Source organism: Rhodococcus sp. (in: high G+C Gram-positive bacteria) (assembly GCF_049286785.1).
Lineage (GTDB): Bacteria > Actinomycetota > Actinomycetes > Mycobacteriales > Mycobacteriaceae > Rhodococcus_F.
This window is the reverse complement of record NZ_JBAQEO010000395.1, coordinates 34,282-48,641: the sequence shown is the minus strand read 5'-3', so window position 1 is coordinate 48,641 and position 14,360 is coordinate 34,282. Positions and strand designations below refer to the sequence as shown.

Annotated in this window: 10 protein-coding genes and 1 pseudogene; 8 read left to right on the top strand and 3 right to left on the bottom strand. The window is 65.0% G+C overall.

Annotated elements, in window-relative coordinates:
* The 6 genes from WAW17_RS14905 to WAW17_RS14880 form a co-directional block, all read left to right on the top strand.
* Positions 1-1,189, top strand: a 1,189-nt coding sequence (locus tag WAW17_RS14905; protein ID WP_422333724.1) for a glutamine synthetase, incomplete at its 5' end; no start/stop codon positions are given.
* A 131-nt stretch (positions 1,190-1,320) separates the two neighbouring features.
* Entirely contained in the window at positions 1,321-2,712 is a 1,392-nt protein-coding gene (benA, locus tag WAW17_RS14900) for a benzoate 1,2-dioxygenase large subunit (protein WP_422333723.1), read from the top strand.
* Between the two features lie 14 nt (positions 2,713-2,726).
* Positions 2,727-3,236, top strand: a complete 510-nt coding sequence (gene benB, locus WAW17_RS14895) for a benzoate 1,2-dioxygenase small subunit (RefSeq protein WP_422333722.1) — start codon at positions 2,727-2,729, stop codon at positions 3,234-3,236.
* 31 nt (positions 3,237-3,267) lie between these two features.
* A complete protein-coding gene (benC, locus tag WAW17_RS14890; protein WP_422333721.1) occupies positions 3,268-4,800 on the top strand; it encodes a benzoate 1,2-dioxygenase electron transfer component BenC in 1,533 nt (510 codons plus the stop codon).
* Positions 4,797-5,591 carry a 1,6-dihydroxycyclohexa-2,4-diene-1-carboxylate dehydrogenase gene (locus tag WAW17_RS14885; protein ID WP_422333720.1) on the top strand — a complete coding sequence of 265 codons (795 nt, stop codon included), beginning with the start codon at positions 4,797-4,799 and terminating at the stop codon, positions 5,589-5,591. The genes benC and WAW17_RS14885 overlap by 4 nt, the downstream gene beginning before the upstream one ends.
* A 148-nt stretch (positions 5,592-5,739) precedes the next feature.
* The gene (locus tag WAW17_RS14880) at positions 5,740-7,113 is read left to right on the top strand and encodes an MFS transporter (RefSeq protein WP_422333719.1); all 1,374 of its coding nucleotides are present in this window, start codon (positions 5,740-5,742) and stop codon (positions 7,111-7,113) included.
* Positions 7,114-7,117: 4 nt separating this feature from the next.
* On the opposite strand, the gene WAW17_RS14875 is transcribed toward WAW17_RS14880, so the two are convergent.
* Together WAW17_RS14875 and WAW17_RS14870 are read right to left on the bottom strand one after the other, a co-directional pair.
* Positions 7,118-8,188, bottom strand: coding sequence for a 2-oxoacid:ferredoxin oxidoreductase subunit beta (locus tag WAW17_RS14875; RefSeq protein WP_422333729.1), 1,071 nt, complete (start codon positions 8,186-8,188; stop codon positions 7,118-7,120).
* A 5-nt stretch (positions 8,189-8,193) separates the two neighbouring features.
* On the bottom strand, positions 8,194-10,128 hold the full coding sequence (locus tag WAW17_RS14870; RefSeq protein WP_422333718.1) for a 2-oxoacid:acceptor oxidoreductase subunit alpha: 1,935 nt from the start codon (positions 10,126-10,128) through the stop codon (positions 8,194-8,196).
* Positions 10,129-10,347: 219 nt separating this feature from the next.
* On the opposite strand from WAW17_RS14870, the pseudogene WAW17_RS14865 reads away from it, so the two are divergent.
* Positions 10,348-10,452, top strand: a pseudogene (locus WAW17_RS14865) (sulfite exporter TauE/SafE family protein); the annotation flags it as partial.
* A gap of 17 nt (positions 10,453-10,469) precedes the next feature.
* On the opposite strand, the gene WAW17_RS14860 reads toward WAW17_RS14865, so the two are convergent.
* The gene (locus tag WAW17_RS14860) at positions 10,470-11,438 is read right to left on the bottom strand and encodes a glycoside hydrolase family 43 protein (RefSeq protein WP_422333717.1); all 969 of its coding nucleotides are present in this window, start codon (positions 11,436-11,438) and stop codon (positions 10,470-10,472) included.
* Between the two features lie 207 nt (positions 11,439-11,645).
* On the opposite strand from WAW17_RS14860, the gene WAW17_RS14855 reads away from it, so the two are divergent.
* On the top strand, positions 11,646-14,345 hold the full coding sequence (locus WAW17_RS14855) for a LuxR C-terminal-related transcriptional regulator (protein WP_422333716.1): 2,700 nt from the start codon (positions 11,646-11,648) through the stop codon (positions 14,343-14,345).
* The last annotated feature ends 15 nt before the right edge of the window (positions 14,346-14,360 follow it).

Here is a 14,360-nt window from a genome sequence, read left to right as displayed (position 1 = left end):
TGGAGCGGGTGCGTCACCGAGTTGGAATGTGTTTTGCATCGACGACCACCTCTCGTTCACCCCGTCCCACACGGTCACGGGCGACCTCCGGCTTCGGATCGAACGCGACCGCGTGCGTCATCTCGGGGACGGCATGTTCTGGGCACCGGCGGGGCTCTTCGAGCAGGACGGGACGCCGGCGCTCACGTGCACACGGTGGTTATTGCAGCGAATCGTCCGGGAGATGGCGGAAGCCGGCGTCACAGCCCAGATCGGGCACGAGCTCGAGTTCACGCTCTTCGGCTCGGTGACCGAAGAGTGGTCCTCGTACGGGTTGAATGCCGTTCTCGAGAAGGAGCGGTTCGTCGGGGACCTGCTCGAGGCAGCCGACGTCGCAGATCTGGCGATCGAGCAGATTCACGCCGAGGCGGGGCGCAACCAATTCGAAATTTCCATCGCCCCTGCCGATCCCGTGACAGCTGCCGATAATGCGACCCTCGCCCGCATCCTCGTCAGCCGAGTTGCGCGCGCCCACGGCCTTCGGGCATCTTTCTCACCGGTCCCAGTCGTCGGGGATGTGGGAAACGGCGCCCATCAGCACGTGTCGTTCCGGCAGGGAGACCGGCCGATCCTCTCGGGCGGCACGGGGCCGCACGGCCTCACCCCGGCAGGGGGCAGCGTCATCGCGGGCATTGTCCGCGCCTTGCCGGACTTCATGGCAGTGTTTGCCGGATCCGTCCTCTCACACCTTCGGCTGCAACCGGCGATGTGGGCAGGCGCGCACCGCTGCTGGGGTCTGGAGAACCGGGAGGCGGCGGTGCGATTGTGCGCACTGAACTCCGGGAACCCCTACGGAGCGCACATCGAGATCAAACCGATCGATCCGTCGTCCAATGTCTATCTGAGCAGCACGGCGATTCTCGGCGCCGCCCACGCCGGTCTCACCGAGGCGCTGCCACTTCCTCCCGAAGTGTCGGTCAATCCAACCGGCCTCGCCGAGGAAGAGCGGGTTCGACTCGGTGTCACGACGCTTCCCACCGGGTCGACCGAAATACTCCAGAATCTCGAGGGATCGGCACTCGCGCGCCACCTGTTCGGTCCACTGACACTCGAAGCATTCCTTGCGGTCAGGAACTACGAGTTCGCCGAGTACGGCTCGCAGCACCCCGGCGAGGTCGCCGGACGTTTCCGCTTCGCGTGGACCTTCTGATAGAGGCGAAGGTCCTAATCAACTCCGGATAAATGCCTAGTGTGACCGGGGACACATACTGCCAGAGTGGAGCCATTGCCGGACGCAACCCCGTCCGGGTGCGGGCGTATCGCCCGAGATTGGAGGTTCCCATGACCGCGACCCTGGATGCAGAGAACGAACTTCGCACCAAACTGTCCGCTGCGCTGATCGAGGATGCCGAAACCGGCCGCTACCAGGTACGACGCAGCGTCTTCACCGACGAGGACCTGTTCGAACTCGAGATGAAGCACATCTTCGAGGGCAATTGGATCTACCTGGCTCACGAGAGCCAGATCCCGAACGTCGGCGACTACTTCACCACGCACATGGGCCGTCAGCCCATCGTCGTCTCGCGCAACAAAGAGGGCGAACTGAATGCCCTCATCAACGCGTGCAGCCACCGCGGCGCGATGCTCTGCCGGCGTAAGACCGACAACCGCACCACCTTCACCTGCCCGTTCCACGGCTGGACGTTCAACAACTCCGGCAAACTGCTCAAGGTCAAGGATCCGCGCGAAGCCGGCTATCCGGAGCAGTTCAACAAGGACGGTTCGCACGACCTCACCAAGGTGGCGCGTTTCGAGAACTACCGCGGTTTCCTGTTCGGCAGCCTGAATCCGGACGTTGCACCCCTCGAGGAGCACCTCGGCGACACCACCAAGATCATCGACATGATCGTGGACCAGTCGCCCGAAGGACTCGAGGTGCTGCGCGGCGCATCCACGTACACGTACGACGGCAACTGGAAGTTGCAGACCGAGAACGGTGCCGACGGGTACCACGTCTCCGCCACCCACTGGAACTACGCCGCCACCACGTCGCGCCGCGAATCCGGTGAATCGACCAACCCCACCAAGGCCATGGACGCCGGCAAGTGGTCGAAGCAGCAAGGCGGCTACTACTCGTTCGACAACGGCCATCTCCTGTTGTGGACGAAGTGGGCCGACCCCGCCAACCGTCCGCTCAACGAGCGCCGCGACGAACTGGTCGCCCGGTACGGCGAGGATCGCGCGGATTGGATGATCGGCGTCTCCCGCAACCTGTGCCTCTACCCGAACGTGTATCTGATGGACCAGTTCGGTTCACAGATCCGGCATTTCCGCCCCATCTCCGTCGACAAGACCGAGGTCACGATCTACTGCATCGCCCCCAAGGGTGAGAGCCCCACTGCGCGGGCCGCCCGTATCCGCCAGTACGAGGACTTCTTCAACGCCACCGGCATGGCCACCCCCGACGACCTCGAGGAATTCCGGTCCTGCCAGAAGACGTATCAGGCCGGCGCCGCCCCGTTCAACGATCTGAGCCGTGGCGTTACGCATCAACTGCAGGGACCGGACGAGCACGCGAAGAAGATCGGAATCAACCCCATCTCCAGCGGTGTGAAGACCGAGGACGAGGGCCTGTACCCGATCCAGCACAGCTACTGGGTGCAGACGCTGAGCAGAGCGCTCGATGCCGAGAACGACAACCGGGCGCTCGATGCCGAGAACGACAACCGCTGAGGAGGGCGACGATCATGACCGCAGTAACCGAAACCATCGTGACACAGCACGACATCGAGCAGTTCCTCTACCGCGAGGCGCGCCACCTCGACGACCGCGATTTCGAGAAGTGGATCGAGTGTTACCACCCCGACTCCGAGTTCTGGATGCCCGCCTGGGCCGATGACGGTGAACTCACCACCGACCCGATGACCGAGATCTCGCTGATCTACTACGCGAACCGGGGCGGCATCGAGGACCGGGTGTTCCGGATCAAGACCGATCGCTCGAGCGCGACGAGCCTGCCCGAACCCCGCACCGGCCACAACATCACCAACGTCGAGGTCGTGGAATCACGCGGCGACGTCGTGGACGTCCGATTCAACTGGTTCACCCTCTATTTCCGGTACAACACGGTGGACACGTACTTCGGGACGTCCTTCTACACAATCGATTTCTCCGGTGAGCAGCCTCTGATCATGAAGAAGAAGGTTGTGCTCAAGAACGACTACATCCATCACGTAGTCGACATTTACCACATCTGATCTCTTCACTATTTTCGAATCGAGCTGTTCCATGACTTTTCAAGTTGCACTGAGTTTCGAGGACGGGATCACCCGCTTCATCAAGTGTGACGGCGACGAGACGGTCGCCGACGCGTCCTACCGCGCGCGGATCAACATTCCTCTCGACTGCCGAGACGGTGCCTGCGGAACCTGTAAGTCGTTCTGCGAGACGGGCACGTTCGACGGCGGCGACTACATCGACGAGGCCCTCACGGACGACGAGGCGGCGCAGGGGTTCTGCCTGCCCTGCCAGATGATGCCGGAAAGCGATCTGGTGCTGCAGATCCCGACGACGTCCGATGTCGCCAAGACTGCCGCCGGCACGTACACGTCGACGGTCACCGACATCCGGAAGTTCTCCGACACCACCATCGGGTTCACGATCGAGATCGAGGGCCGCGACGATCTGGTCTTTCTGCCGGGCCAGTACGTGAACGTCACGGTGCCCGGAACGTCGGCCACCCGGTCGTACTCGTTCAGCACAGGCCCGAACTCGGACAAGCTGTCCTTCCTGGTGAAGATCACCGACGGTGGCCTCATGTCGGAGTATCTGCGCGACCGCGCCCAGGTGGGTGACACACTCGAGTTCACCGGCCCGATGGGCAGCTTCTTCCTCCGCGAGCAGAAGCGTCCCGCACTGCTCCTCGCGGGCGGGACCGGCCTGGCGCCACTGTTGTCCATCCTGGAGAAGATGCAGGACACGGCAGCGGAGCATCCCGTGCACCTCGTCTACGGTGTGTCGACCGACGCCGATCTCGTGGAACTGGACAAGCTCGAAGCGTATTCGGCTGCGTTGCCGAAGTTCACGTTCGACTACTGCGTCTCCGACGACGCGAGCAGTGCCCCCAACAAGGGATACGTCACCTCGCTGTTCCAGCCGCATCACCTCAATGACGGTGACGTGGACGTCTACCTGTGCGGGCCCCCGCCCATGGTGGAGGCGGTGCGCGATCACCTGAAGAACGAGGGGATCACCCCGGCCAACTTCTACTTCGAGAAGTTCAACAATGCGGCGACCTCCGCCGGCCTCCCGGTCTCGCTGGGCGCCGATTCGGCCGCCGCGCAGGATAATTACGAGATCGGCGAGGAGCACGCTCCTCTGTCGGAGTCCGATGCGCAGTTCGACGCGCGGATGGCACTCGAATTGGGTGCGATGGAGCTGACGATCGGACGCATGACGCCCGAGCAACTGCTCGAGTACCGCATGCTCGCCGAGGCGTCCTGCGCCTCGATCGACAAGGATCGCTTCACCGATGCCGGTGCCTTCACCGAGACCAATGCCGCGTTCCACGAGTTCCTGTTCCGCTGCACCTCCAATGACGTTCTCCTCGAGGCGTACAACAAGCTCGAGGTCACCCAGCTCATGACGAATGTGCTCCATACTTCCGATTGGGTCGACGAGAACATCACCACCGAACACCTGGACATCGTCGCGGCGTTCGAGAGGGGCGATCGTGCCACGGCACGCGAGCTCATCCTCAATCACAGCGACCACGCGAAGGCCACCATGAAGCGTGCGATGGAAGCGAGCCGGGTCTCGTGAGCGGGGCGATCTACGCCCACCGTTTCGACGGCAAGGTCGTCGCGGTCACCGGCGCAGCCCAGGGCATCGGCCTGGTGGTCGCCACCCGCGTCGCCGCCGAGGGCGCATCGGTGATCCTGATCGACCGTGCCGAGCTGGTCCACGACGTCGCGAAAGAGTTGCGCGAGAACGGCAGTGAGGCACACGGCATCACGGCTGACCTCGAGCAGTTCGCCGGCGCGGAGGCCGCCATCGACGAGGCGCATCAGCAGCACGGCAGGCTCGATATCCTGATCAACAACGTGGGCGGCACCATCTGGGCCAAACCCTACGAGCACTACACCGCCGACCAGATCCAGGCCGAGGTCCAGCGGTCGCTGTTCCCGACCCTGTGGACCTGCCGGGCCGTGCTGCCCCACCTCATCGCACAGCAGTCGGGCACCATCGTCAACGTGTCGTCGGTAGCGACGCGCGGCGTGAACCGCGTGCCCTACGCCGCCGCGAAGGGCGGCGTCAACGCCCTCACCGCGTCGCTCGCACTCGAGGCGGCGCAGTACGGAATTCGCGTGGTGGCCACCGCACCCGGTGGAACGGAAGCACCACCGCGACGGGTTCCCCGGGGCCCCGGCGTCGAAACCGAGCAGGAGAAGATCTGGTACCAGCAGATCGTCGATCAGACCGTCGACTCCTCGCTGCTGAAGCGGTACGGCACGCTGGACGAACAGGCTGCGGCCATCCTCTTCCTCGCCTCGGACGAGGCCTCGTACATCACCGGCACGGTTCTTCCCGTCGCCGGTGGTGATCTGGGGTAACCCCAAGTCTCTCCACAACGGCCTCACTCGGTGGGTCCGGTCGAACCGACCCACCGGTGAGGCATTGTTGTCCCTGAATTCGTTTGTGATACAGCACACTTCACGTCCCGAAGAAGTCCCCCGTCACACACATCGAGCGGAGAACCTCATGACCCCACCCGGCACTACCGACCGTGACACCTGGGCCGGCCCCCGGCATCGGAGCGCGGTGACGTGGATCGTTGCCATCGCCACCATCGCCATCATCTTCGACGGATACGACCTGGTGGTGTACGGCACCATCCTCCCCACCCTGATGAGCGATGCGAGCCAGCTCGGTGAGATCTCAGCCCAACAGGCCGGCGCCCTCGGCTCCTACGCGCTCATCGGCGTCATGGTCGGAGCGCTCGTCTCCGGTGCGGTCGGTGACTATCTGGGCCGACGACGCATGATGCTGATCAACATCGCCTGGTTCTCCATCGGCATGGCGCTGGCTGCGACGGCCACCAGCGTCACCATGTTCGGGTTACTCCGCTTCCTGACCGGCATCGGTGTAGGTGGCCTCGTCGCCACCGCAGGCGCGATGGTGGCGGAATTCGCACCGGCAGGAAAGCGCAACCTGTACAACGCGATCGTCTACAGCGGCGTCCCCGCCGGCGGTGTTCTCGCCTCCCTGCTCGCGATCGTGCTCCGCGACGCCATCGGCTGGCGTGGACTCTTCTGGATCGGCGCACTCCCGATCCTCTTCCTGCTGCCCCTCGCGCTGCTGAAACTGCCGGAATCGCCGAAGTGGCTGGTGGCCCGCGGACAGGAGGAGAAGGCGCAGCGGATCTCGGACCGCACCGGAATCCCGATGCCGAACGCGGAGGAGATCGCAGCTGAGCGGGCGTCGGTCGAGAAGGTGGGCTTCGCCGCCCTCGCCACCCGCCGGTACGCTTGGGGCACTGCGCTTCTCGGTCTGATGAGCTTCTCGGGACTGCTTCTCACGTACGGCCTCAACACCTGGTTGCCGAAGATCATGGAGGACGCCGGGTACAACGCCAAAGGTTCGCTGTCGTTCCTGCTCGTACTCAACGGCGGCGCCATCCTCGGTGGCCTCGCAGCGTCGAAGGTTGCGGACATCACCGGCCCGCAACGGGTGGTCGCCACCACCTTCGGTCTCGCCGCCCTCGCACTGATTCTGCTCACCCTCGGCTTCCCGCTTCCGGTGCTGCTCGTCTCGGTGGCGATCGCCGGTGTCGGCACCATCGGTACCCAGGTCCTCATCTGCGGATTCGTCTCCAACTACTACTCCACCTCCGCACGCGGCGCCGGGGTGGCGTGGTGCGCCGGATTCGGCCGGCTCGGCGGCATCTTCGGCCCCCTCATCGGCGGCGCACTGCTCAGCGCCGGCATCAGCAGTCAGGTGGCGTTCTACGTCTTCGCGGGCATCGCAGTGCTGGGAGCGTCCGTGACGTTCTTCGTGCCGCGGCAGGAGACCTCGGCAGCGACCACTACGGCTGTCGAGGGCACGTCCATCGTGAATACACCCCTGCCGTCGTAGAGGGTCATCGTTGGACGGTCCAGGTGTCGCGACCGGTCAGCAGGCGCTGCAGCGATCCCTCGTCCACCGGGTCGCTCTCCTTCGCCAATTCGTTCTGCAGACGAACCATGTCGTCGTACGTATCGTGAACAACACTGCGGAACACGCCTGTGACCGTGTGGGTCAGGTCCTGGTCCGACAGTCGCGCCAGTGCCTGTGCGTATTCGGGGTCGTCGGTGTGCGCATCGTGGACGACGATGTCGGCACTGACGACGTCCGCCGTCGCTTGCACCGTCAGCCCGAATCCCTTTTGTACCACGCAGTATTCGCCGTCACGACCGAACACGATGGGCTCCCCGTGCACCAGTGGGATGAGCCTCTGCTCCGAGCCCTCCTTACGCAACACGTCGAACGACCCGTCGTTGAAGATCGGGCAGTCCTGGTAGATCTCGACGAACGACGTGCCACGGTGGGCTGCCGCCTCTCGCAGCACCGCCGTCAAACCCTTGCGGTCCGAGTCGAGAGCACGGGCGGCGAAGGTCGCCTCCGCGCCGAGAGCGAGGGAGAGCGTGTTGAACGGGTGGTCCACGGACCCGTGCGGCGTGGACTTGGTGACCTTGCCGACTTCCGAGGTCGGCGAATACTGCCCCTTGGTCAGTCCGTAGATCCTGTTGTTGAACAACAGAATTGTCATGTTGACGTTCCTGCGGAGCGCGTGGATGAGGTGATTGCCGCCGATCGAGAGCGCGTCACCGTCACCGGTGACCACCCACACCGACAGGTCCGGTCGCGTCACCGCAAGCCCCGTCGCGATGGCCGGAGCCCGCCCGTGAATCGAATGCAGACCATAGGTGTCGAGGTAGTAGGGGAACCGGCTCGAACATCCGATACCCGATACGAACATCATGTTCTCGCGCCGCAATCCCAGCTCGGGCAGGAAGCTGCGGATGGTCGCGAGGATGACGTAGTCGCCACAGCCGGGGCACCAGCGGACCTCCTGGTCCGTGGTGAAGTCCTTGGCCTTCTGTGCTTCGTCGGTCTTGGGGACGTCGGCTGTGGCACTGAGTCCCAGATCCTCGCCGACACGACTGATCATCTCTGTCACGCCGATTCCTCCTGCCGCGGTCGGGGCGTTCGATAGGTGGCCGACGCAAGGGCGTCGGAGGTCTTCGCGAGTTCCTGCTCCCGCAGCGTGCCCGCAAGCGCGGAGTTGATGACCTTGTGCAATTCGTCGCTGAGGAAGGCAAGACCCTGCACCTTGGTGACCGGCTGGGCATCGACGAGGAACTTCGACCGCAGGATCATCGCCAATTGTCCGAGGTTCATTTCCGGAACAACTACCGTCGCGTAGCTCTTCAGTACCTCGCCGAGATTCGCCGGCAGCGGATTCAGATTCCGCAGCTGGACGTGCGCGATCTTCTTGCCTTCTCGGCGCGCTCGCCGACATGCTTCTCCGATCGGCCCGTAGGAACTGCCCCAGCCGACCAGTAGCAGCTCGGCCTCACCCGAAGGGTCGTCCACTACCACGTCGGGAACGGTTATGCCGTCGATCTTCGCCTGGCGCAGCCGCACCATCAGATCGTGGTTGGCCGGATCGTACGAGATGTCACCGCTTCCGTCGGCCTTCTCGAGACCGCCGATACGGTGTTCGAGTCCGGGAGTGCCGGGCACCGCCATGGCCCGTGCGAGGGTGGCCCGGTCGCGTGCGTAGGGCTGGAACGTTGCGTCTTCCGTCGGCGAGGTTTCCCAGTCGGGGTCGACCCGCTCCATGTCCGCGACGTCGGGGATGGCCCACGGCTCGCTGCCGTTCGCGATGGCGCCGTCGGACAACAGCAACACCGGCGTGCGGTAGGTGATCGCGATCCGAGCCGCCTCGACCGCGGCGTCGAAACAGTCCGCCGGCGAGCGCGGGGCGATCACCGCGACCGGAGACTCGCCGTTGCGGCCGTACATCGCCTGGAGGAGATCCGACTGCTCGGTCTTCGTCGGCAGTCCGGTCGAGGGTCCGCCGCGCTGCACGTCGATCACCAGCAGCGGAACTTCCGTCATCACCGCGAGCCCGATCGCCTCGCTCTTCAGTGCGAGTCCCGGACCGGACGTACTGGTGACGCCCAGGGCCCCGCCGATCGACGCACCCAGCGCGGCGCCGATACCCGCGATCTCGTCCTCGGCCTGGAATGTGGTGACGCCGAGATTCCGGTGCTTGCTCAGCTCGTGCAGGATGTCCGATGCGGGCGTGATGGGGTAGGTACCGAGAAAGACATCCCGCCCGGCGAGTCGGCCGGCGGTGACCACGCCGTAGGCAAGAGCCGTGTTGCCGGTGACCTGGCGATAGGTTGCCGGCGGCAACGTCGCCGCGGCAACCTCGTAGGTGGTCGCGAAGCTCTCGGTGGTCTCCCCGTAATTCCACCCCGCCCTGAAGGCCAGGAGATTCCCCTCGGCGACCTGCGGTTTCGCGGCGAACTTGGTCCGGAGGAACTGCTCGATGCTGTGTGTGGGCCGGTTGTACATCCAGGAGAGGAGGCCGAGCGCGAACATGTTCTTCGCTCGTTCGCCGTCCTTGCGGCTCAGGCCGGCCGGTTCCACCGCACCGACCGTCAACGTTGCCATCGGCACCTGATGCACCACGTAGTCCGCTAACGAGTCGTCGTCCAGCGGACTGGCGGCATACCCGACTTTGGACAGGTTCCTCTTGGTGAACTCGTCGGTGTTGACGATGATCGTTCCGCCGCGAGGAAGGTCGGCGAGATTCGCTTTCAGCGCGGCGGGATTCATCGCCACCAGAACGTCGGGACGATCACCCGCTGTCAGGATGTCGTAATCCGCGATCTGGATCTGGAACGACGAAACGCCGGGCAGGGTCCCCTGAGGGGCACGGATCTCGGCCGGGAAATTGGGCTGGGTCGCGAGATCGTTGCCGAAAGCGGCAGCCTCGGAGGTGAAGCGGTCGCCGGTCAACTGCATACCGTCGCCCGAGTCGCCTGCGAAGCGAATCGCAACCCGCTCCAACTTGGTGGAGTTCGTCTCCGTCGCCATAACCGACACCAGATCCTTTACGCCTAGTGGTGTTCCTCGAACTGCTGCTGCTGCGCGAAGCAATCGAAGATCGAACGCGCGTCGCGGGACAAGCGTTAGCCGGCAAAGGGAATGTATACGAAAGTTGCGCTATTGCCATCCATCACCGTCCTGAATCCTGGCTACGGCATCTTCGAGGTTACCGTCATCAACGGCGGCGGCAACGGCGGAGGCAACAGTGGTGTCGTCGGTGCGCGCTACGGGCGCCGCCTGTCCCCCGCCGTGTTGCGTGCGGCGATCGTCGTCCTCGGTCTGATCGGACTCTGGCGTTTGCTGACGACGTGACCGTCACCGAGTCGTCGTTATGCCGGCTCTCTCATCACGCCGAAATGGCGAACCGACCCGGAAAGGCCTGGAAGCTCTTGTACGGGCGACCAGGTGTTCAGCCCATCCGTGCTGTCGGAATAGAGATACTTTCCTTCGGTATAGGCGTCGAGATATATCCGCCAGGCGTCGTTCGGCAACTGAACCAGGGCTGGGCCCTCCAGCAGCGAGCCCCAATTTCCAGGCGGGACGAATGAATAGGGTCCCGTCACCGACGACGCGACCGCATGCTCGATGACCTTCTTCGTCTCGTTCTTGGTAAACGCATGATAGGTCGATCCCACCTTGACCACGGTGGTGTCGATGTGGTCCGCGCCGATCCCGGCGAGCGGAACAGGCGGGCTCCACAACCTGAGCGATGGTTCCAGCGCCGTCATCAGATACGGCACGAATCCTCCACCGGTCGACAGCGACAGGATGACGTTGACGCGGTCGCCGTCCACGAACCATTCGGGCGCCCAGGCTTTCGTGGTGAACGGTGACAGTGACGGTCCGTCCTTGAACCCGGCCGACCCCGAGAAGCCCGGCGGGCTGGCAGAACCCGTGCCGTCCCCCGTGCCCGGCAGGAAGGCACAGCAGAACGGGACCGGCCAGGACCCCAGGGGCGTCCAGTTGGTGCGGTCACTGCTGCGTGCGAAGCCGATGTTCGCCCCGTCGACTGTTGTGTAGGTGACGTAATAGAACCCGTCCGTGTGCCGGAAGATGCTCGGGTCACGCACCAGCCCCGACGGGGGCCGAAACGCCGACAGTCGGACGGGTTGGAATTGAGTGGCGTCCCCCGACTCGTAGACATCCATGTCGCGGTCGCTGGCGTTGCTGAACGCCACCATCGTGTATCGCCAGGCGGGCGGTGCGGCGCCGCTGCTCCCCGGGGCCGCGACCAGCAAGCCTGCGACAGCGAGCATCACCATCGATATGGCGGAAAAGCAGGTTCGTTTGGTCGGCATCACCGGTGCAGTATCTATGACAGCAGGCGCACCATGCGTAACTTTGGCCGCACGCAGCGGATCGTTACCGAAGGCGGTGTGGTGACGCCGTACACGAGTGTCGCTGATCTGCAGAGAGACTTTCGGCAGACGGCGGGCGACGGATCGGACCTGCAACCCGGGGCAGAAGCGATCCCGCGTTTCCGCTCCGGCGTTACGGTGAGAGATGTGAGTGATTCGGGCAGCATCGACCTCGTCGGACGTTCTACCGAGCGGGACCTGCTGGAATCTTTCCTGCGTGAGACCGGCGCGCGAGGCCCTGTCGTTGCGGTGGTCGACGGTGCGCCCGGCATCGGGAAGACCACCCTGGTGGAGAGTTTTCTGGATGCGCACCCCGAGGTGCCGAGCTTCTTCGCGACGTGTGTGGAGTGGGCGTCGAACCATCGGTTCTGGGTTGCAGAACAGCTGCTCCGTGCCCCGCTCGCCGCGACGGATCCGCTGGATGTCGCCCGTGAATTCGGTTCGGTCGCCTCGGCCGTGCCCGCCGATCAGCCTTTCGTCGTGGTCCTCGATGATGCTCACTGGGCCGATCTCCCGTCACTCCAGGCGATGACGTCGGCCGTCCACCAGATCCACCAGCCTGCCCTGATCGTCCTGATCACCACCTCCGAACCACCCGAGAAGGTGGATCCGCAGGTTCTCGACATCCTCGACCGGCATCGCCGACGCATCCACGTCGGCCCTTTGGACGAAACCGCGGTCCGCCGGCTCGCCGACACGGTGGCCCATGTCGATCTGCCGGCACCCGTGGCACGGCAACTCGCCCGGCACACCGGGGGCAACCCGCGGCACCTCAGACAGCTCCTCCGCGAGGTCGATCCCACCGAATGGGGACGCTGGAAGTCCGTCCTCCCCGTTCCTCGTACCTTCGCGGCTACTGTGCTTGCGCACCTTTCGAGCTGCTCACACCCCACCCGGACGTTGGTCGAGTCGGCAGCCGTGTTCGCCGAGGAGTCGCTGTTCGCGTACGCGACCGAACTCGCCGCAATCGAGCATCCTCTCGAGGCCCTCGACGAGGCGCATCGCCGCGGTCTGCTCGACCTGACCGCGAGACGCGGGGTGGCCGTACTCGCCTTTCCTTCTCCCCTCACCCGGGCCGCGGTGTATCTGCATCTGCCGCCCCTTCGGCTCCGTGAGCTGCATCGACGCGCCGCAGAGATCGTGGAGGACGAAGGTGAGCGCCTCGACCATCTCGCCGCGGCCACCCCGCTCGGCGACGCCGGGCTCGCAGACGAACTCGACCGTTTCGCCGTACATCGCGCGGAGATGGGTGCGTGGTCGACCGTTGCGGATGCACTGATCAAATCGAGTCGGATCACCGCCGACCGGACGGTCCGTGAGCGGCGGCTGATCCGCGCGGTCGACGCGCTCGTCGGGGCGGGCAATCTTCCTCAGGCATTGGCCTTCGCCCCCGAGATCGAGAGCTTTCCGCCAAGCCCGCTGCGGGACTCGGTCCTCGGTTACCTGGCGATCCTGCGGGGTCGTCCCGCGGAGGCCGACCTGCTCCTGAATCAGGCGTGGGCGGCGGCCGAGCCGGAGAACGATCCGGCGACAGCGGCCGTGATCTGCCAGCGCCGGGTGCTCGATTCGCTGTCTCGCTGGCACGGCCCCGACCTGGTCGAGTGGGGTCGTCGTGCAGTTGCCCTGGTCGACCCGGGTGACCCGTCCGCCGTCGAATCGGCGGCCGTCATGGGCCTCGGTCTGGCGGCAACGGGACGCGTCGAGGAAGCACGCGTCGCGTACGACGATTTGTCCGCCAAGGTTGCGCGCGGCGCGCAATCTCAGCGATTCGAGATGGCACGCGGCTGGCTGGACCTGGCTCTCGACGACCCCGAATCGGCACGCCGGGAACTCGAGAGTGCCGTGCCGACCGCGTTCCGGATGGGCTCGGTCCGCATTTCCCTGTGGGCGCAGGCCTGGCTGGCCCGTACCCAGTTCGTCCTCGGAGACTGGGACGACGCCATCGACACCGTGTCGCGTGCCGCCCGCCAGATCGACGACGTGGCCCTCGATCTGGTCCGGCCGCTCGTGCACTGGACGGGCGCGCAGACGCATGCGTTGCGCGGCAATTGGCCCGCAGCCCATGAGCATCTGCGGCTGGCCGGTGCGAGCGCTCACGACTACCCGATCATGTTCATCCCGTTCTCGCTCGCCCGGGCCCAATGCGCGGAGGTCGAGGCCGACTACCTCACGGTGATCAGGGCGCTCGAGCCGATCGCACGCATGCAGCCACGCGAAGGAATCGACGAACCCGGATTCTGGCCCTGGCCCGATGTCTATGCGAATGCGCTGGTGATGGCCGGCCGGGTGGACGATGCCGACGCCTTCCTCGTGCCCCATGAGCAGCGGGCAGCCGAGCGTGGTCACCGATCCGCCATGGCCCGCCTCGGCTACGCGCGCGGCCGCGTCATCGGAGCCCGCGGCGACATCGAGGCAGCCCGGAGGGCCTTCGAGGATGCCTTGGCGCAACTGGATGCGCTGCCCCTCCCGTACGACCGTGCCCGGGTGAATTTCGCGTATGGCCAGACGCTGAGACGAGCGGGAAAACGCCGTGACGCCGACGCCGTGATCCAGGCGGCACGCGAGGGCTATTCCGCTCTCGGGGCCACCTCGTACGTGCAGCGTTGCGACCGTGAACTCAAGGCAGGCGGCCTCAACATCAAGCGCAGCGCATTCACGCTCGCCGAACTGACTCCCCAGGAACGGGCGGTCACCGAACTCGTTGCTGCCGGCGCAAGCAACAAGGAAGCCGCGGGCGAACTCTTCCTGTCGGTGAAGACGGTGCAGTACCACCTGACCCGTGTCTACGCGAAGCTCGGGATCCGCTCGCGCAGTGAACTCGCTGCGCAGTTTCGAGAGGAGGGTTGACCGAGCACGGTCGAC